Genomic DNA, 18239 nt, shown 5'->3' on the forward strand with positions numbered 1-18239 from the left:
ACCTGCACGGTCGCCGCCATCGGAACGGCACGCGGGTCCCGGGAGCTCGGTCGAGAAACTCGGTCCGAAGATCTCAGGCGAAGGGGTCGCCGCGGTCGGCGAAGCGCTGTGCCACCTCGGACGCCGTCAGGTGCTTCATGCCCGGTCCCACCTCGTCCCACCAGCGGGGCGCCGCGACCCACGGCCGGTCGCGCCCGCGCAGCGAGTAGGGCGTGATGGTCGTCTTTGCCGGGTGGTTCTGAGACCAGTCGAGGAGCACCTTGCCGCCGCGCACGTCCTTGCGCATGACCGCGACCAGCAGCTTCGGGTGCGCGGCGGCCAGCTCGTGCGCGATGTCGCGCGCGTACTGGCGCACCCCCATCACGGCCTCCGTCCCGGGCAGGTCGGCGTAGAGCTGCATGCCCTTGCTCCCGGACGTGACCGGCACGATCGTCGTCAGGCCATCCGCGCGCAGCCTGTCGGCGACCAGGTGAGCCACCTCGGCGCACTCGTCGAGACCCGCGGGCGGGCCAGGGTCCAGGTCCACGACGAGCCGGTCGGGCGGACGCACCCCGCCTCGCGGCCCCACCCGCCACTGAGGCGTGTGCAGCTCGAGTGCGCCCTGGTTGGCGGCCCAGACCAGGCCGGCGAGGTCGTCGATGAACGGGAGGTCCAGCTCGGCGCCCTCGTCGTCGGACCCCGGCGCGGCGCGCAGCTTCTGGCGGCGCAACCAGTCGGGTGCCCCTCGGGGGGTGTTCTTCTCGAAGAACTTCTCGCCCGCGACGCCGTCGGGCCAGCGGATCCGCGTCACGGGGCGACCGGCCAGCTGCGGCAGCAGTGCGTCCGCGACGCGCACCAGGTAGTCCATGATCTCGGCCTTGGTGGTGCCGGTCTGCGGGTACATCACCTTGTCGAGATGACTGACGCGCACGGACCGGCCGCCGACGTCGACCATCTGGCGTTCCGGACTCATCGCTGCTCCCAGGGGTCGGCCTCGGCGTCGGTGCGCACGCCGCGGATCACCGGCTGCCTGAGGCGGCCGCCCGGCGTGCGGGTGAGATACCGGCAGTCCACCACGAGCACCGGCTCGCACCAGTGCGCCCCGCGGCCGTCCTGGTCGGGCACCTCGTCGGCGAAGGGGGAGGAGGTGGCCGCGACCTCGGCGAGGAGCGTCGTCAGCGTGGTCGCGAGCGGACCCGTCAGGCCGCTGCCCGCGCGTCCCAGGTAACGGAGATCTCCCGCCTCGTCGGGCGCGCCGAGCAGGAGCGCGCCCAACCGACCGGTCCCGGTCGACTCGCCCCGCCAGCCGCCCACCAGGGCGGCACGCGTGCGGTGGTGGGCCGCCTTGATCCAGTCGGGGGAGCGCTGCCCGGCCCGGTAGACGGAGCTGCGACGCTTGGCGACCACTCCCTCGAGCCCGTGCTCGCCGGTCACCTGCCACAGGTCGCCGCCGTCGCCGTAGACGGGGGAGAGCTGGACGTGCTCGGGCAGCTCCAGGGAGGAGAGCACCGCGCGGCGCTCGTCGTACCGCCGGCCCATCAGGTCGACGCCTTCCCGGCTCAGCACGTCGAAGACGAGGTAGGTCACGGGCGAGCGCTGCGCGAGTGCCTGCGCGCGGCGCGGGTCGCGCACGTGCATGCGCTCGGCGAGCGCCGCGAACGAGGGGATGCCGGCGGACATGAGCACGATCTCGCCGTCCAGGACGACGTCCTTCAGCTGCGCCAGGCCGCCGAGCTCGGGGTACGCGGCGGAGATCTCGCGCTCGTTGCGGCTGGTGAGGCGCAGGGTCTCTCCGGTGGTGTCGGCGAGCGCCCGCACGCCGTCCCACTTCACCTCGAAAGCCCAGGTGGGACCGCTGGGCAACACGCCCGGAGTGGCGGCAGGGGTGGCGAGCATGGGCAGCACGGGTCCATCCTGCCCAGGACAGCAGTCGCAGGACAGACGAGAGGCACGGACATGCGGGCGATCTGGAAGGGCGCGGTGGCCTTCGGGCTCGTCAACGTGCCCGTGCGGCTCTACTCGGCGACGGGGGAGCACGAGGTGTCGCTGCACCAGGTGCACCGCGAGGACGGCGGACGCATCCGGTACCGCAAGGTGTGCAGCCTGGACGGCGAGCCCGTCGAGATGTCGGAGATCTCCAAGGGGTACGAGACCGCGGACGGAGAGCTCGTGGTGCTCACCGACGAGGACTTCGCCAACCTGCCGCTCGCCACCGAGCGCGAGATCGAGGTCATGGAGTTCGTGCCCGTGGACCAGGTGGACCCCATCATGCTGGGCAAGACCTACTACCTCGAGCCCGACAAGGCCGCCGCCAAGCCGTACGCCCTGCTGCGCGGTGCGCTGGAGGCGGCGGACCGGGTCGCGGTGGTGAAGGTCGCGCTGCGCCAGCGGGAGTCGATGGCCGTGCTGCGCGTGCGTGACAAGGTGATCTGCCTGCAGACGCTGCTGTGGCCCGACGAGGTACGGGAGGCGGACTTCCCCATCCTCGACGCCGACGTCTCGGTGCGCCCGCAGGAGCTCGCGATGGCCAGCTCGCTGGTGGACTCGCTCGCCGCCGACTTCGACCCCTCGCAGTACGAGGACCGGTACGCGTCCGCCCTGGAGCAGCTCATCGAGCAGAAGGTGTCCTCCGGTCACACCCAGGCGCTCCCCGTGCCCCCCGGCGAGAAGGAGGAAGGTGCCGGCGAGGTCGTCGACCTGCTCGCCGCGCTCCAGCGCAGCGTCGAGAAGGCGCGCACCGCCCGCGGGGAGGAGCCCGCTGAGGAGAGCGCCCCGAAGAAGGCCAAGAAGCCCAAGAAGTCCGGCGGCGACGACGACACGCCGGCCCGCCGGACCCGGCGCAAGGCGTCGTGAGCCCGGACGACGGCACGCGGCGGGACGAGGCGGTCGCGACACTGCGGCGAGTGGCGTTCCTGCTGGAGCGCGCGCAGGCGAGCTCCTACCGCAGCGAGGCGTTCCGTGCGGCCGCGACCGCCGTCGAGCAGGTCCCCCCCGCCCGCGTCGCGACCATGGTCGCGTCCGGGTCCCTCACGGACCTGACAGGCGTGGGCGCCCGGACGGCGGAGGTGGTGGCGCTCGCCTGGCGGGGCCACGACGTGCCGTACCTCGTGGAGCTCGAGAAGCAGCTGGCCGACCAGCCGTCGGCGGACGACGCCGCGACGGCGCTGCGCGCGGCGCTGCGGGGCGACCTGCACGCGCACACCGAGGCGTCGGACGGCTCCACGCCGATCCAGGAGATGGTGCTCGCTGCGCTCGAGCTGGGCCACGAGTACCTGGCGATCACGGACCACTCGCCGCGGCTGACCGTGGCCAACGGGCTGTCCGCGCCGCGGCTGCGTGCGCAGATGGCCCAGATCGCGGCCCTCAACGCCGCCGTCGGGCCGTTCGTGGTCCTGACCGGCATCGAGTGCGACATCCTCGACGACGGCTCGCTCGACCAGGACCCCGAGCTGCTCGACGAGCTCGACGTGGTGGTGGCCTCGGTGCACTCCAAGCTCAGGATGGACCGTGCGGCGATGACGCGCCGGATGATCGCGGCGGTGAGCAACCCGCGCACCGACGTCCTCGGGCACTGCACGGGACGCCGGCTGCTGGGCAGGCAGCGCCCGCAGAGCGAGTTCGACGCGCGCGCCGTGTTCGAGGCGTGCGCCGAGCACGGCGTGGCCGTCGAGATCAACTGCCGCCCGGACCGGCTCGACCCGCCGCACGCGCTGCTCGACGTCGCGCTGGCCGCAGGCTGCGACTTCAGCATCGACACCGACTCGCACGCACCGGGGCAGCTCGACTGGCAGCTCACCGGCGCGGCCCGTGCCGCGGCGCACGGAATCGGTGCAGAACGGGTCATCAACACCTGGCCCGTGGCCGACCTGCTGGCGCGCACGCACGAAAACACGCCGAACAGGCGTTAGGGTCGTCGCGGCAGCAGGGAACCCGCGGCATCCGCGGTCGTCCCGCAGCCCGGCCCGGCCCCCGGGTCCGCATTCCCACAGTGAAACAAGGAGCATCTTTCGTGAGCGTGAACCGCACCGAGCTCGTCCAGGCCGTCGCCGCCAAGGCGGGCCTCTCCAACGCCGAGACCGACAAGGCCCTCAAGGCCTTCCAGGAGGTCCTGGTCGAGCAGCTCGCCGCGGGCGAGAGCGTGACGATCCCCGGCTTCCTTGCCGTGGCCCGGGCCGACCGTGCCGCGCGCACCGGCATCAACCCGCAGACCGGCGAGAAGCTGGAGATCCCGGCGGGCTACCGCGTCAAGATCACCGCGGGCAGCGCGCTCAAGCGCGCCGCGCAGGGCTGAGCCCCGACGTACCCGGACCGGGCCTGACCCTGCGGGGTCAGGCCCGGTCGTCGTCTCCGGCTCGTCGGCCGACGAGCTTCGGCAGCAGCCACCAGAAGGCTCCCAGCACGACGAGCGTCGCACCGCCCACCCAGCGGCCCGCCTCGCGCGAGAGCACCACGTCGAACAGCAGCATCGCGCCGCCGGCCATCACCAGGGCCAGCGTGACCAGCCCCGCCTTGGCGAAGAGGCTGCCCACCACCACCAGCTCCTGCTTGAGCCGGCGCCGGAAGAGCGCCCGGTGCATGGCCACGGGCGCGACCATGAGCGCCGTCGCGAGCACCGCGATGACCACGAGGACGAGGTACAGGTTGCGCTGGTAGCCGTCGAGCTCCTCGAACCGCGCCTGGAACGGGATCGTCAGCAGGAACCCGGTGAGGATCTGCGTGCCGGTCTGCGTGACCCGCAGCTCCTGCAGCAGCTCGTCCCAGTTGCGGTCGGCACGCTCGTTGTGCGTCTCGCTGCGGCCGTCGTCGAGGGCGGCGTCGCGTTCGGACATGGGACCCTCCTGCGCCGTTCCGGGGGCCCATCTTGCCCGACGCCCGGCACCGTCGCTCCCTGGGAGAGACTGGGCGCGTGACCCGACTCCACGACGCCGCCCGCCGCGACTTCGCCTCCGACAACTACGCCGGCGCCCACCCCCAGGTGCTGCACGCGCTCGCCGAGGCGAACGGCGGCCACCAGCGCGCGTACGGCGGGGACGTGTACACCGAGCGCCTGCAACGGGTCGTCGCCCAGCACTTCGGCGAGCAGGCGCGTGCGTGGCCGGTCTTCAACGGGACCGGCGCGAACGTGCTGGCGCTCCAGGCCGCAGTGCCGCGCTGGGGCGCGGTGATCTGCACGACGAGCGCGCACGTCCACACCGACGAGAACGGCGCCCCCGAGCGGGTCGCGGGGCTCAAGCTGCTGCCCGTCCCGACGCCCGACGGCAAGCTCACGCCCGAGCTCGTGGACCGGGAGGCGTGGGGATTCGGCGACGAGCACCGAGCGCAGCCGGGCGTCGTCACGATCACGCAGTCGACCGAGCTCGGCACGCTCTACACGCCGGCCGAGATCGCGGCGATCACCGAGCACGCCCACGCGCTGGGCCTCCGGGTCCACGTGGACGGGTCGCGCCTCTCAAACGCCGCGGCGGCGCTCGACCTCCCGCTGCGCGCGCTGACCACCGACGTGGGCGTGGACCTGCTCTCCTGGGGCGGCACCAAGAACGGGCTGCTCTACGGCGAGGCGGTCGTCGCGCTCTCGCCGGACGCGGCTCCAGGGCTGGACTACCTGCGCAAGATGGACATGCAGCTCACGTCCAAGATGCGCTTCGTCTCCGCGCAGCTGGTGGCCTTGTACGAGGGCGACCTGTGGCTCACGTCGGCGCGACGCGCCAACGCCATGGCCGCGCGGCTGCGGGACGGCCTGTCGAGGATCGAGGGGATCCGGATCGTGCAGCCGGTGCAGGCGAACGCGCTGTTCGTGGCCATGCCGGCGCGCGTGGCGGCATCGCTGCGCGAGACGTGGAGCTTCTACGACTGGGCGCCGGGCGAGGTGCGCCTCATGTGCGCGTTCGACACCACGGAGGCTGACGTCGACGCGTTCGTCGCCGCTGCCGGCGAGGCGATGGCGAGGTCCTGAGACGCCGATGCCCCCGGCGCGAGGCGCCAGGGGCATCGTGGAGGGCGTCCGTCTGCGGCGTCCGTCAGCTGCGGCCGCGGGTGGGGCCGTGCGCCGGGCGCGAGGCTCCGTAGCTGGAGCGCCCGCCCTCGTGCCGCGGGCCGGAGTCGTGCCGCGGGCCGTCGTTGCGCGGACCGCTGTCGATGCGGATGCGCAGCGGACGGCCGGCCACGCGCGTGCGCGACAGACGGTCCATCGCCTCGGGGGACAGGCCCCCGGGGATGTCGACCAGCGAGAAGCTGCCGAAGATGTCGATCTTGCCGAGGTCCTTGCCGGTGAGCCCGCCCTCGCCCGTCAGCGCGCCGACGAGGGCGCCCGGCTGGACGCCGTCGCGGTGCCCCACGGCGACGCGCCAGCGCGCCGGGCCACCCGCGATGTGGGTGCTCGCGCGCCGACGCTCGCCCCGCTCGCCCCGCTCGCCGGTCTCGTGCCGCGCGGGCGCCAGGCGCGCACGGTCGAGCTCCTCGTCCATGTCGTCCTTGACGCCCGGACCCTCGTCGCCGACGGCGAGCGCGGTGAGGACCGCGAGCAGGTCGACCGGGTCGGTCTCCGGGTTCTGCGCCAGGTAGACGGCGATCGACTCGCGGTACAGGTCGAGGCGCCCGGCGGCGGCGCGCTCCTGCGCGCGGCCGAGCATCGCCTGCACGCGGTGCGCCGAGACGTCGGCCGGCGTCGGGATGGTGATCTGCTCGAGGTTGACGCGCGTGGTGCGCTCGATCTGCCGCAGACGGCTCTGCTCGGACGGCGTGACGAACGAGAGCGCCTCGCCCTCGCGGCCGGCGCGACCGGTACGCCCGATGCGGTGCACGTAGGTCTCCGGCTCGCGCGGGACGTCGAAGTTCACGACGAGCCCGATCCGGTCGACGTCGAGCCCGCGCGCGGCCACGTCGGTGGCGACGAGCACGTCGAGCGCGCCCGAACGGAGCCGGTCGACGATCTTCTCGCGCTCGCCCTGGGCGACGTCACCGGAGATGTAGGCCGCGGAGATGCCCTTCTCGACGAGCGCCGAGCCCACCTCCTCGGCTGCGCCACGGGTGCGCACGAAGACGATGGCCGCATCCGCGTCGCTCACCGCGAGCACGCGGGACAGCGCGCCCACCTTGTGGCGGAAGGGCACGACGGCGTAGGTCTGACGCACCGACGTCACGGTGGAGGACTGGCGGGCCACCGTGATCTCGAGCGGGTCGCGCAGGTGCTTCTCGGCGACCCGGCGGATCTGCGCGGGCATCGTGGCGGAGAACAGGGCCACCTGGCGCTGCTGCGGCGCGCGCGAGAGCACCTTGTCGACGTCCTCCGCGAAGCCCATGCGGAGCATCTCGTCGGCCTCGTCGAGCACGAGGAAGCGGACCTGGTCCATCACGAGCGTGCGCCGCTCGAGGTGGTCGATGACACGGCCGGGCGTGCCGACCACCACCTGCGCACCGCGCTGCAGCGCACGCTGCTGGGGCAGGAAGGGCGAACCGCCGTACACCGGCACGACCGTGAGGCCGGGCAGGTGCGCGGCGAAGGACTGGATGGCGTCGGCGACCTGCATCGCGAGCTCGCGCGTCGGGGTCAGCACGACGGCCTGGACGGCGCCGAGCGACGGGTCGACGGCGGCGAGCAGCGGCAGGCCGAACGCGGCGGTCTTGCCGGTGCCTGTCTGGGCGACGCCGACGATGTCCCGGCCGTCGAGCAGGGCCGGGATCGCCTGGGCCTGGATGGCGGAGGGGGTCTCGAAGCCGAGGTCGGCGACGGCGCGCATCAGCGCGGACGGCATGCCGAGGTCGGAGAAGGATGCGGGCAGGACAGAGCTCATGGCAGGAGAGAACCGATCATCGCGGGGCGGAGCCCTGACCGGCATCGGTGTGATGCGCGGCGGGTCGCAACCCCAGACCACCCATCGGCTACCGGACGGACCGGTGCCTCGACCACACGACATCCCGGGCCCGAGTGAGGGCCGGTGTCTCGACGGGGGACGCGACGAACTCCAAGTTCGTGGACGAGTCTACGCGGAGCGGGCCGCGCGCCGGGGATCTCGCGGGGGTGACGTCCGGCACAGGCGTCCCTAGCACGCGCCCCCGCGCGCTAGGCGATGCCGAGGCGCGGTGCCTCGATGGCGGGACACGCGTCCATGACGACGTCCAGGCCGGCCGCCCGCGCGCGCTGGGCCGCGGCCTCGTCGACCACGCCGAGCTGCAACCACACCGCGCGCGCACCGATCGCGATGGCCTCGTCGACCACCGCACCCGCGAGCGCCGAGTTGACGAACACGTCGACCACGTCGACGTGGCCCGGTACCTCGCCGAGCGAGGCGTAGCCCTCGGCGCCGTGCACGGTCGGCGCCGCCGGGTGCACGGGGACGATCTCGTGGCCCAGGCTCTGCACGAACCGCGCGACGCCGTAGGCGGCGCGGTCCGCGTTGGTGGACAGGCCGACGACGGCCCAGCGGCCCGGGCTCGTGAGCAGGCGGCGGACGGTGGCGGTGTCGTTCTCGTGTGCCATTCGTGCAGCCTCGCACGTGAGCGCGTCCGACACGCGCGGGGACGGCGGAGCGGCGCCGTAGTATCGACCCGCCGGATCAGGGGGCCTATCGGGAGGACGCGCGGGTGAGCAACGACGTGGTGAGCGACCGCGTGCTGACGATCCCCAACGCGATCAGCCTGGCGAGGCTGCTGCTCGTCCCCGTCTTCGCCGTCCTCATCGCCACGCACCACGACGGCTGGGCGTTCCTCGTCCTCGCGGTCTCGAGCGCGAGCGACTGGCTCGACGGCGTGCTCGCGCGCCGGCTCAACCAGGTGTCGCGCATCGGCCAGCTGCTGGACCCCGCGGCGGACCGGCTGTTCATCCTCGTCACGCTCGTCGGGCTCGCGTGGCGTGACATCGTGCCGCTCTGGCTTCTGGTGGTCCTGGTGGCCCGCGACGTCGTGCTCGGCGTCATGCTCCTGGTCCTGCGGCGGCACGGCTACCCGCCGCTTCCCGTGCACCTGGCCGGCAAGGCAGGCACGTTCGCGCTGCTGTACGCCTTCCCGCTGCTCCTGCTCTCGGAGTGGGACTCCTGGGTCGGCACTTTCGCACAGGTCGTCGGGTGGGCGTTCGCGCTGTGGGGCGTGGGGCTGTACTGGTTCGCGGGCGCGCTGTACCTGGAGCAGGCGCGGCGACTGGTGCGCCGTGCACCGCAGGTCGCATGACGAGCCGGCACGGCGACGGCCACCCGCAGCGCCGCCCCGACGCGTCCATGACGCTCATCACCGAGTTCTACCGCCGCCCGCTCGACCCGGGTTACGCCCTCGCGGCGCGCCGGCGCGCCGAGGGTGAGCTGCCGGCGAGGCGGCGTGCCGGGGCGGCGGGCCTCGTCGTGCTGGCGGTCGCCCTCGGGCTGGGAACCGCGGCGGCGACGACCGCGCTGCGCCAGCCGGTCGGGGTGAGCGAGGCACGACGCGTGCTGGAGTCGCAGATCACCGAGCGCGGCGACGAGGCCAGTGCGCTCCAGGAGCAGGCCGCGTCGCTCAGCGCCGAGATCGCGACGATGCAGAGCCAGGTGCTCGGCTCGGCCGACGAACCGCTGCAGGCCGCACTGGCGGCTGGCGCGGTCGAGGCGGGCTCGGCACCCGCGGAGGGCAGCGGGCTGCGCGTCGTGCTGACGGACGGCCAGCCCGAGGATCCCGACGCCGCCAACCCGGACCAGCGCGTGCAGGACATCGACCTGCAGATGCTCGTGAACGGCCTCTGGGCCGCGGGCGCGGAGGCGATCGCCATCAACGGGCAGCGGCTGACGGCCACGACCGCGATCCGCAGCGCCGGGAGCGCGGTGCTGGTGGACCTCGTCGCACTCAGCAGCCCGTACACCGTCGAGGCCATCGGCGACTCCGTGGCGATCCAGACCGACCTGGCGCGCTCCACCACGGGCCAGATGCTCGCGACGCTGAGCGCGACGTACGGCATCGGGGTGGACACGTCCTCGCAACGCCGCCTCGAGCTCCCGGGGGCCGGCCCGACGACGTTGCGCTCCGCGCGGGTGCCGGCGGACGCGCAGCTGGCGGGCCCCGCGCAGGACGCGCCGGCACGCTCGGTTTCGCCGCAGGGCAGCGGCATGGCAGGGTCGGCCCTCCGACCGGACGAGGGGGAACAGTGATCGCGGTCATCGGCCTGGTTGTCGGCGTCGTCGCGGGGCTGCTGCTGCAGCCGACGGTCCCGCTCGAGCTCCAGCCCTATCTGCCCATCGCCGTCGTGGCGGCGCTGGATGCGTTGTTCGGCGGCCTGCGGGCCATGCTCGACGGGATCTTCGACGACCGGGTGTTCCTCACCTCGTTCCTCTCGAACGTGGTGGTCGCCGCCCTGATCGTCTTCCTGGGCGACCAGCTCGGTGTCGGCACGCAGCTGTCGACCGCGGTCGTCGTCGTGCTCGGCATCCGGATCTTCTCGAACGCGGCCTCGATCCGCCGGCACCTCTTCAAGGCCTGACGTGACGACACCGTCCGACGCGCACGACGAGCTCGCGGGGCCCGCTGACGGCCCCGAGCCGCAACAGCCTGTCGCGGAGCCCGACGCTCACCCCGCTGGGGGGGACCACGAGGACGCCGCCGGGTCGGCCACGGCGCCCGAGCTCCACGAGGAGGAGGCCACGGCGCCCGAGCCGCCCGCCACACCTCAGCCGTCGCCGAGCGGGTGGGCCGCGCTCGCGCGTGCCCTGCGCTTCCGCGCGTCGCGCGGCCAGCTCCTGGCGGGCGTGCTGTGCGCCGTGCTGGGCTTCGCCCTCGTGGTGCAGGTGCGCCAGAACAACGAGACCAGCCTGTCGGGCCTGAGCCAGGCCGACCTGGTGCGGATCCTGGACGAGACCACCACCCGGGGCGACGCGCTCGCCACCGAGGTGAACGACCTGCGCAGCGAGCGCGACCAGCTCCTGTCGGGTTCGGACAAGCGGCAGGCGGCGCTCGACGCGCTGCGCCGCAGCGCCGAGACCCAGGGCATCCTGACCGGCCGGCTCCCCGCCGAGGGTCCGGGCGTGGTGGTGACGCTCACCGAGCCGAACGGGCAGATCAAGCCGGTCACGATGCTCAACATGCTCGAGGAGCTGCGCAACGCGGGCGCCGAGGCTATCGACCTGAACGGGAACCGCGTCACCGCCAGCAGCGCGTTCGCGGGCGTGCCCGGCGCGGTCACCCTGGACGGTGTCACGCTCGAGAAGCCATACGTCTGGACCGCGATCGGCGACCCGGACACGATCTCCACGGCGCTGCAGATCCCGGGCGGAGCCATGGCCGCGGTCCGGAGCAACGGCGGCGAAGGCGTTCTGCAGCGTCGTGACCTGGTCGAGGTCACCTCGATCCGCACCCTCCCGGATCCGCAGTACGCCACGCCGGTCCCGGCGGCCGCCGGTTGATGCCGGTCTGTCCGGAACGCCGGACCCGGCACGCGCGTGCCGGCGGGCGCGTGGGCTGCACACACCCGGCAGGTCCGCATAGGGTGTGCGGGACGCCGGCGACACCGGTGGTCGAGGACACGGCTGGCGACTGGCGGGAGGCTCGATGAGCGACGACGGACAGGGTCTGGGTCCGGGCGCGCGCGAGCCCGAGGAGTTCCAGACGCAGCGTCCGCCGGCACCCCGACCCGGCGGGTCGGACACGACGATGACGTTCGGTCAGGTCGAGCCCGTCGAGATCGAGCTCGGGGCCCCGGTGGGCCTGACGGCCGACGAGGTGGCCGCCGTGCACGCCCTGCCGCCCACCTCGGCCCTGCTGGTCATGCAGCGTGGCCCGAGCGCCGGCGCACGCTTCCTGCTCGACGCCGAGCGCACCACCGCGGGCCGCTCCACGCGCGCCGACATCTTCCTCGACGACGTGACCGTCTCGCGCAAGCACGCCGAGTTCGTCCGCGAGGGCCGCAGCTTCGTGGTGCGTGACATCGGCTCGCTCAACGGCACCTACGTGAACCGCTCGCGCATCGACGAGGCCGTCCTGCGGACAGGCGACGAGGTGCAGATCGGCAAGTACCGGATGACCTTCCACCCGAGCCCGCACCGCGATTCCCCGGACGCATGACGCGCTCCTCCGGCACGACCAGGGGGAGGGGTCCGTGGTGAGCGCTCGGGCGCAGCGCGCCGCGCAGGAGCCGACGCCGGCGGTCGACACGCCGGCCGCCGAGCAGCCCGAGGCCGAGCCGTGGCCACGCGGGATCTCCCGGCGCGCCACGATGCGCATCTCCGACGTGCTCGCGGCGCTGGAGATCGAGTTCCCCGCGGTGACCACGTCCAAGCTGCGGTTCCTCGAGGAGCAGGGACTGGTCGAGCCGGTGCGGACCCCCTCCGGCTACCGGCAGTACTCGCCGGCAGACATCGAGCGCCTCCGGTTCGTGCTGCGCCAGCAGCGGGACCGGTACATGCCGCTCAAGGTGATCGGCGAGCGACTGGCTGCCCTGGACGCCGGCGAGGACGAGGAGCCGACCACACCCGCCAGGCTGGCAACCCGCGACGGCGTGCGGCAGTCCTCCCACGGCCGGTGGACGGCGGCCGCGCTGGCCGCCGAGGCGAGCGTCACGGAGGACTTCGTCGCGGAGCTCGTGTCCGCGGGCGTGCTGCGCCCGCACGACAACGGCTCCTTCGACCCGTGGACGCGCGAGGTGGTCGCCTCGGCCGCCGCGCTCGCCGAGCACGGGATCGACGTGCGCCACCTGCGGCAGTTCCGCGCCGCCGCGGACCGCCAGGTGGACCTCGTCGACCAGCTCGTGGCGCCGTTGCGGGGACAGCGCAGCGCGTCGTCGCGTGCTCACGCGGGCACGTTGGCCGCCGAGGTCGGCGAGCTGTGCGCACGCATGCACACCGCCCTGGTCCGGGCCGCGGTCGCTGATCTGGCCCCCTGACGCATCGGGCCGTAGGTTGGCCCGATGGGGGAGGATCCGGACCTTGTCGCCGTCGAGGTCGTCGGCGTGAGGCAGCACCTGAGCGCCGACGAGATCGTCGTGCTGCTGCTCGACGCGGACTCCGAGCTGCTGGTGCCCATCGTCATCGGCCCGACCGAGGCCTCTGCCATCGCCTCGGCGCAGGCGGGCATCGTCCCGCCGCGCCCGATGACGCACGACCTGCTGCGTGACGTCATCGTCGCCACCGGGGACAGGCTGGACCACGTCGAGATCACACGGCTCGACGACGGCATCTTCTACGCCGACCTCGTGCTGCGCCGGGCGCGCCGCGTCGACTCGCGCGCCTCCGACGCCATCGCGATGGCGCTGCGCTTCGGTGTGCCGGTGCTGTGCTCGGCGGAGGTCGTGGCCGTCGCCGGGATCGAGGTGCACACCGTGACCTCGGAGGCCGACCTGGAGCGCTTCCGGACCTTCCTCGACCGGGTCACGCCGGAGGACTTCGAGACCGGCGCCGAACCGGACGAGCCGTAAACCTTCGCCTTCAGGTTGAAGGTGAGACACGCGGGCGCGACACGCCCGCGAGCCTCATTGCGGAAGCACCCCGGCGGGCCTAGCGTTGCGGAAGGTCAGGGGACTGGCCGCGCGCAACCACCCAGGGCGCGCGCGACGACTGGAGGATCCGTGAGCAGCATCGAGAACGCCGAGACCACCACCGGCGTCCCGCAGCGGGCACAGGGCCTCCTGTTCGACGACGACCTTCCCGACCTGGACACGTCCAGCGGCTACCGCGGGCCCACGGCCTGCCGGGCTGCCGGCATCACCTACCGCCAGCTCGACTACTGGGCCCGCACCGGCCTGGTCGAGGCGTCGATCCGACCGGCCACCGGCTCGGGCACGCAGCGGCTGTACAGCTTCAGGGACATCTTGGTCCTCAAGGTGGTCAAGCGTCTGCTCGACACGGGTGTGTCGCTGCAGCAGATCCGCACCGCCGTGAGCCACCTGCGCGAGCGCGGCGTGGACGACCTGGCGCAGATCACCCTGATGTCGGACGGAGCCTCGGTCTACGAGTGCACGTCGGCCGACGAGGTCATCGACCTGGTCCAGGGCGGTCAGGGCGTGTTCGGCATCGCGGTCGGACGCGTCTGGCGCGAGGTGGAGGGTTCGCTCGCCGAGCTGCCCACCGAGCGTGCCGAGGACGACGAGGCTCCCGTCGCGACGGCGCACGACGAGCTCGCGCTGCGTCGGCAGGCCCGCTCGGCCGGCTGACCCGCGACATCGCGAAGGCCCCGACCGGATGGTCGGGGCCTTGGTCGTGCGGCGGGGCCGCGGGTGTCAGCGCACCTCGCGCCGGGGGGCCCGCAGCGCGCGGTCGAGCAGGCCGTCGAACGTCTTCGCGAGCTCGACAGCGGCCGCCCCGGGCCAAGCGTGCACGGGCTGGGCCGCGCCCTGCGCCTGCTGCAGCGCGGCGCGCTCGGGGACGAAGGGGCGCAGGATCAGCGGGCCGTACAGGTTCTCGAGCTCCTCCAGGCGGAACGCCTGCTCGATGGACCTCGTGCGCACGCGGTTGACCACGATCCCGAGCGGCTGCAGGCCCGGGGCGGCCTCGCGCCGCAGCTCGTCGATGGTGCGCATGGCCCGACCGACGGCCATGACGGAGAACAGCCCGGGCTCGGTCACGACGATCGCGCGGTCGCACGCCGTCAGGCCGGTGCGGGTGAGGCTGCCGAGCGACGGCGGGCAGTCCACCAGGACCAGGTCGTAGCCGCGGATCCACGGCAGCGCGAAACGCAGGCGGTCGACGTCCGTGGACTGGAGCCGGTCGTGCGTCGCGGAGCGCTCGGAGCCGGCCAGCACGTCGAGGCCCTCGTCGGCCCAGGTGCTCAGCGCGGTGGCCGCCGCGATCGTGTACTCGTTCGCGTCGCTGAGGACGTCCGCGACGTCGCCGCCGTCCGGGCGGGCACCGAGAGCCATGGTGCTGTCGCCCTGGGGGTCGAGGTCGATCACGAGCGTGCGGAGGCCGCGTTCGAGTGCGGCCGAGGCGAGCCCCAGCGTCACCGACGTCTTGCCTACGCCACCCTTGAGGCTGCAGATCCCGAGCACGAGCACGAGCGTCACCGTACCGTTTCGTCCACCCGGCCGCGTCACGCCGACGACAGGCGAGTCGAGGGGTCGCGCGGCAGACTGGCGCCATGACGACGACACTGAGCCGCTGGTCGCACGCCTGCATCCGCCTGGAGCGCGGCGAGGACCGGCTGGTCATCGACCCCGGGATGTTCACCGACCTGGACGCGGCGCTCGACGGCGTGACGGCGATCCTCGTGACGCACGAGCACGGCGACCACCTCGAGGTCGACGGCGTCGCGGCCGCGATCCGGCGTGGAGCGCAGGTCTGGGGGCCGGGCCCGGCTCTCGCCCTCCTGGCCGAGGCCGGCGCACCCGCCGATGCCCTGCACGAGGTGGCCGGCGGGGACCACATCACGGCGGGCGGGTTCGAGGTCGACGTGGTGGGGGAGTGGCACGCCCGCATCCACCCCGACGTCCCCCTGGTCCCCAACGTCGGCTACCTCGTCGAGCGCGTGCTGCATCCCGGTGACTCTGTGGTCGCGGTCGAGCCGGACGCCGTCGACGTGCTCATGCTCCCGCTGGCCGGGCCCTGGCTCAGCAGCGCGGAGGCCATCGACTTCGTGCGCGCCGTCGCCCCGCGCCAGGTCGTCGTGATCCACGACGCCCACCTGTCCGAGCCGGGCCAGCAGCTGTACTCGATGCTGGTGGCGCGCCTCGGCGGGGCCGGACAACCTGTGCGGCTCGCCCCCGGCGAGTCCATCGAGCTGTGAGGAGAGCACCCATGAGCGAGCACGATCACCCCCACGAGGTCCCCGAGCTGGAGTTCGACGAGACCGTCCCGCCCCGGCCCGAGGAGGAGATCGCCGACGTGGCTCGTTCCGTGCCCGACCCGGAGGGACACGGCGAGCCCTCCTGACCCGCGCACGCCCCGGGATGGCATCCTGTCCTGGTGCAGATCAGACGCGTGGGCGAGGACGACTGGGCGCTGGTCCGCGACGTGCGGCTGCGTGCCCTGCGCGAGGATCCGGGCGCGTTCGGGTCGTCCCTGACCCGCGAGGAGATGTTCAAGGAGTCGCACTGGCGCATGCGCGTGCGCACGGTGACGACGTGGCTCGCGATCGATGGCGCGGGCGTCGGCCGAGGCATCGTCTCGATGCTCCTCGAGCCGGGCTCGCCGGCCGACGACCGGCATGTGGTCGCGCTCTGGGTGGCGCCCGAGGTCCGGCGGCAGGGAATCGCGTGGCGCCTGCTGGACACCGTCCGCGACGCCGCCGCCGCCGACGACGCCCGCACGGTCTCGCTCTGGGTGGTCGACGACAACCACGCCGCGGGCGACCTGTACGTCCGCGCCGGGTTCACGCGCACGGGGGAGCGGCACGAGCTGCAGCGCGAGCCTGAGCGGACCGAGGAGCGCTACGTCCTGACGCTGCGCTGACGCGTCAGCCGAAGTCCATGCCCTCGAGCGAGGACGACGGCTTCACGTCCGGGAGGCGCAGCATCCGGAACGAGTTCGCCAGCCCGGCGAGCGCCGCGAGCAACGGCACGAGCAGTGCGACCTGCAGCGAGCGGTTCCGCGCATCGCTGTTGATGGCCACGATCTCGGCCTCGACCTCGGGCGGCTGACCCGTGATCTGCTCCGCGAGCTGCGTGTCGCTCATGATCTCTGCATCGCGCTCGAGCGCCGCCGCGATCTGCTGCTGTTCCGCCGCGGGGATCACGGAGCTGTTCTGGGTCATCTGGGTGAAGCCGAAGGACAGCGCGGCGAGCATGAGCCCGCCCGCCATCGCCAGCCCGAACGACAGCCCGAAGGACCCGGCGGCCGAGTTCACGCCGGCTGCCTCGCTCACCCGCTCCTCCTCGACGGGGGCGAGCGTGTAGTTGTTGAGCTGGGAGACCAGCAGGCCGAGGCCGCAGCCCGTGACCGCGAGGGGCAGCACCAGGTACCACCCGCTGTCGACGCGTGGCACGAACGGGACGATGACCGCGATCCCGATGCTCGCCAGCAGGAATCCCGCCCGGATGATCGACGCCGGCCGCCGGTCGCCCGCACGCTTCCCTGCCACGAGCGCCGCGGCGAACATGGTCAGCGACAGCGGCGCGAGCGAGAGACCGGCCTCGAGCGCGTTGTACTCCAGGCTCATCTGCAGGAACAGGGGCAGGGCGATCATGGCGCCGCCCAGCGTGATCTGCTGGAGCGCCTGTCCCGATATCCCCGCGGTGAAGTTGGGGTGCCGGAACAGGTCCGGGTCCAGCAGGGTGAGCTTGCCGGCGCGCTTGCGCCCGACGAGCCAGCGAGCCAGGAGCACCAGCGCCACGACGCCGACGAGCATGAGGAGCCTGACGTACGCGCCGCCCTCCTGCCACACCAGGATGCCGAGCACCACACCACCCATGCCGATGACCGACAGGACGGCGCCCACGGCGTCGATCTTGCGCGTGCCGGTGTACGCGACGTCGCGCACCAGGTGGATCTGGCTCAGCACCACCAGGATGATGACGACCTCGAGGCCGAAGCCGACGCGCCAGGACAGGTAGGTGGTGACGAAGCCGCCGAGCAGGGGGCCGATCGCAGCGGCGATCGCGGCCGCGGCGCCGACCAGCGCGTACGCCTTCTTCTGCGCGGACCCGGCGAAGTTGCCGTGGATGAGCGACTGCATGGCGGGCAGCAGCAGCGACGCCCCGAGGCCGCCGACGATGGCCCAGAAGATGACGATCGCCGTGAGGCTCTGGGCGAGCGTCATGGCCAGGGCGCCGATCGCGTACGCCGACAGCCCGAGCACGTACGCGCGCTTGCGGCCGATCAGGTCGCCGACCTTGCTGTTGATGAGGATGAAGGCTGCGGAGACCAGGGCCTCGAGCGCGATGGCGGACTGCACGCCGCTCGCGGTGGTGTCGAGGTCCCTGACGACCGCGGAGATCGACACGTTCATCAGCGAGGTGTCTACGACCAGCACGAACATCGCCATGGCGAGAAGGACCATCAGGCGTCGGCTGCCGGCGTCCGGCCGTGTCTCCTCTGCGTCGCTGCTCATGTCGCCCTCCGCTCGCGCCCGTGGCCGGCACGCATGCCGGTCGCCGGACCGGAGCCTATCGTGGGCGGGCATTTCGGACATCCATCCGGGCCGCCGGCGGACCCCCGCCGATCGCGCCCGGGTTGTGTGGGTGCGCACAACTCCGTCGGGTTGTGGCTCACACTCGCAGAACGAGGCGGGATGCTCAGACCGGCACGGCGGGGACTGTCGCCGTCAACCTGGTGACCGGCCTGGGGCAGTCGGGGTGAACCATGGGCGGGATCGGGGGCGGTCCGCTGTGGCTAAATGTCATAATGTGCATTATCGGCGTTCGCTGATGACGCTCGGTGCTGCGA

At 73.0% G+C, this 18239-nt stretch carries 22 protein-coding genes; 15 read left to right on the plus strand and 7 right to left on the minus strand.

Annotated features, from left to right (window positions below; genetic code table 11):
• Positions 1 to 73 precede the first annotated feature (73 nt).
• Together ligD and QRT05_RS07345 are read right to left on the minus strand one after the other, a co-directional pair.
• A complete protein-coding gene (gene ligD, locus QRT05_RS07340) occupies positions 74 to 952 on the minus strand; it encodes a non-homologous end-joining DNA ligase (RefSeq protein WP_289446420.1) in 879 nt (292 codons plus the stop codon).
• Positions 949 to 1875, minus strand: a complete 927-nt coding sequence (locus QRT05_RS07345; protein WP_326522646.1) for an ATP-dependent DNA ligase — start codon at positions 1873 to 1875, stop codon at positions 949 to 951. Before QRT05_RS07345 ends, ligD begins: the two co-directional genes overlap by 4 nt.
• 60 nt (positions 1876 to 1935) lie before the next feature.
• Here QRT05_RS07345 and ku point away from each other — a divergent pair, with 60 nt between their 5' ends.
• The 3 genes from ku (at position 1936) to QRT05_RS07360 (ending at position 4270) form a co-directional block, all read left to right on the plus strand.
• Positions 1936 to 2832, plus strand: a complete 897-nt coding sequence (ku, locus tag QRT05_RS07350; RefSeq protein ID WP_289446422.1) for a non-homologous end joining protein Ku — start codon at positions 1936 to 1938, stop codon at positions 2830 to 2832.
• Entirely contained in the window at positions 2829 to 3887 is a 1059-nt protein-coding gene (locus tag QRT05_RS07355; protein WP_289446423.1) for a PHP domain-containing protein, read from the plus strand. The genes ku and QRT05_RS07355 overlap by 4 nt, the downstream gene beginning before the upstream one ends.
• 101 nt (positions 3888 to 3988) lie before the next feature.
• A complete protein-coding gene (locus QRT05_RS07360; RefSeq protein ID WP_289446424.1) occupies positions 3989 to 4270 on the plus strand; it encodes an HU family DNA-binding protein in 282 nt (93 codons plus the stop codon).
• 37 nt (positions 4271 to 4307) lie between these two features.
• Here QRT05_RS07360 and QRT05_RS07365 read toward each other — a convergent pair whose 3' ends face one another.
• Complete coding sequence (locus QRT05_RS07365; RefSeq protein WP_289446425.1) at positions 4308 to 4808, minus strand: DUF6328 family protein; 501 nt, start codon at positions 4806 to 4808, stop codon at positions 4308 to 4310.
• 77 nt (positions 4809 to 4885) lie between these two features.
• On the opposite strand from QRT05_RS07365, the gene QRT05_RS07370 reads away from it, so the two are divergent.
• Positions 4886 to 5932 carry a threonine aldolase family protein gene (locus QRT05_RS07370; RefSeq protein ID WP_289446426.1) on the plus strand — a complete coding sequence of 349 codons (1047 nt, stop codon included), beginning with the start codon at positions 4886 to 4888 and terminating at the stop codon, positions 5930 to 5932.
• Positions 5933 to 5996: 64 nt separating this feature from the next.
• Here the strand turns inward: QRT05_RS07370 and QRT05_RS07375 are convergent, their stop codons facing one another.
• Positions 5997 to 7769, minus strand: a complete 1773-nt coding sequence (locus tag QRT05_RS07375) for a DEAD/DEAH box helicase (protein ID WP_289446427.1) — start codon at positions 7767 to 7769, stop codon at positions 5997 to 5999.
• Between the two features lie 269 nt (positions 7770 to 8038).
• Positions 8039 to 8455 (minus strand): CoA-binding protein, encoded by a 417-nt coding sequence (locus QRT05_RS07380; RefSeq protein WP_289446428.1) that lies wholly within the window; start codon positions 8453 to 8455, stop codon positions 8039 to 8041.
• 104 nt (positions 8456 to 8559) lie between these two features.
• Here QRT05_RS07380 and QRT05_RS07385 point away from each other — a divergent pair, with 104 nt between their 5' ends.
• From QRT05_RS07385 to QRT05_RS07420, 8 genes are all read left to right on the plus strand, one after another.
• Positions 8560 to 9141 (plus strand): CDP-alcohol phosphatidyltransferase family protein, encoded by a 582-nt coding sequence (locus QRT05_RS07385; protein WP_289446429.1) that lies wholly within the window; start codon positions 8560 to 8562, stop codon positions 9139 to 9141.
• Positions 9138 to 10085 carry a DUF881 domain-containing protein gene (locus tag QRT05_RS07390; protein WP_289446430.1) on the plus strand — a complete coding sequence of 316 codons (948 nt, stop codon included), beginning with the start codon at positions 9138 to 9140 and terminating at the stop codon, positions 10083 to 10085. The genes QRT05_RS07385 and QRT05_RS07390 overlap by 4 nt, the downstream gene beginning before the upstream one ends.
• Complete coding sequence (locus QRT05_RS07395) at positions 10082 to 10414, plus strand: small basic family protein (protein ID WP_118767257.1); 333 nt, start codon at positions 10082 to 10084, stop codon at positions 10412 to 10414. Before QRT05_RS07390 ends, QRT05_RS07395 begins: the two co-directional genes overlap by 4 nt.
• Before the next feature lies 1 nt (position 10415).
• Positions 10416 to 11333 carry a DUF881 domain-containing protein gene (locus tag QRT05_RS07400; protein WP_289446432.1) on the plus strand — a complete coding sequence of 306 codons (918 nt, stop codon included), beginning with the start codon at positions 10416 to 10418 and terminating at the stop codon, positions 11331 to 11333.
• Between the two features lie 145 nt (positions 11334 to 11478).
• A complete protein-coding gene (locus QRT05_RS07405) occupies positions 11479 to 11991 on the plus strand; it encodes an FHA domain-containing protein (RefSeq protein WP_456064482.1) in 513 nt (170 codons plus the stop codon).
• Between the two features lie 34 nt (positions 11992 to 12025).
• Complete coding sequence (gene ftsR / locus QRT05_RS07410) at positions 12026 to 12808, plus strand: transcriptional regulator FtsR (RefSeq protein WP_289446434.1); 783 nt, start codon at positions 12026 to 12028, stop codon at positions 12806 to 12808.
• A 24-nt stretch (positions 12809 to 12832) separates the two neighbouring features.
• Positions 12833 to 13339 (plus strand): bifunctional nuclease family protein, encoded by a 507-nt coding sequence (locus tag QRT05_RS07415; RefSeq protein WP_289446435.1) that lies wholly within the window; start codon positions 12833 to 12835, stop codon positions 13337 to 13339.
• A gap of 150 nt (positions 13340 to 13489) precedes the next feature.
• Positions 13490 to 14074 carry a MerR family transcriptional regulator gene (locus tag QRT05_RS07420; RefSeq protein WP_289446436.1) on the plus strand — a complete coding sequence of 195 codons (585 nt, stop codon included), beginning with the start codon at positions 13490 to 13492 and terminating at the stop codon, positions 14072 to 14074.
• 66 nt (positions 14075 to 14140) lie between these two features.
• Here QRT05_RS07420 and QRT05_RS07425 read toward each other — a convergent pair whose 3' ends face one another.
• A complete protein-coding gene (locus QRT05_RS07425; RefSeq protein WP_407650316.1) occupies positions 14141 to 14923 on the minus strand; it encodes a ParA family protein in 783 nt (260 codons plus the stop codon).
• A 74-nt stretch (positions 14924 to 14997) separates the two neighbouring features.
• On the opposite strand from QRT05_RS07425, the gene QRT05_RS07430 reads away from it, so the two are divergent.
• Genes QRT05_RS07430 through QRT05_RS07440 form a run of 3 tightly spaced genes read left to right on the plus strand, consistent with a single transcriptional unit; the run spans position 14998 to position 16307 of the window.
• On the plus strand, positions 14998 to 15642 hold the full coding sequence (locus tag QRT05_RS07430; protein ID WP_289446438.1) for an MBL fold metallo-hydrolase: 645 nt from the start codon (positions 14998 to 15000) through the stop codon (positions 15640 to 15642).
• A gap of 11 nt (positions 15643 to 15653) precedes the next feature.
• On the plus strand, positions 15654 to 15788 hold the full coding sequence (locus tag QRT05_RS07435) for a hypothetical protein (RefSeq protein WP_289446439.1): 135 nt from the start codon (positions 15654 to 15656) through the stop codon (positions 15786 to 15788).
• Between the two features lie 33 nt (positions 15789 to 15821).
• On the plus strand, positions 15822 to 16307 hold the full coding sequence (locus QRT05_RS07440) for a GNAT family N-acetyltransferase (RefSeq protein WP_289446440.1): 486 nt from the start codon (positions 15822 to 15824) through the stop codon (positions 16305 to 16307).
• Positions 16308 to 16311: 4 nt separating this feature from the next.
• On the opposite strand, the gene QRT05_RS07445 is transcribed toward QRT05_RS07440, so the two are convergent.
• Entirely contained in the window at positions 16312 to 17904 is a 1593-nt protein-coding gene (locus QRT05_RS07445) for an MFS transporter (protein WP_289446441.1), read from the minus strand.
• Positions 17905 to 18239: the final 335 nt, after the last annotated feature.

Source organism: Cellulomonas edaphi (assembly GCF_030362815.1).
GTDB lineage: Bacteria > Actinomycetota > Actinomycetes > Actinomycetales > Cellulomonadaceae > Cellulomonas > Cellulomonas edaphi.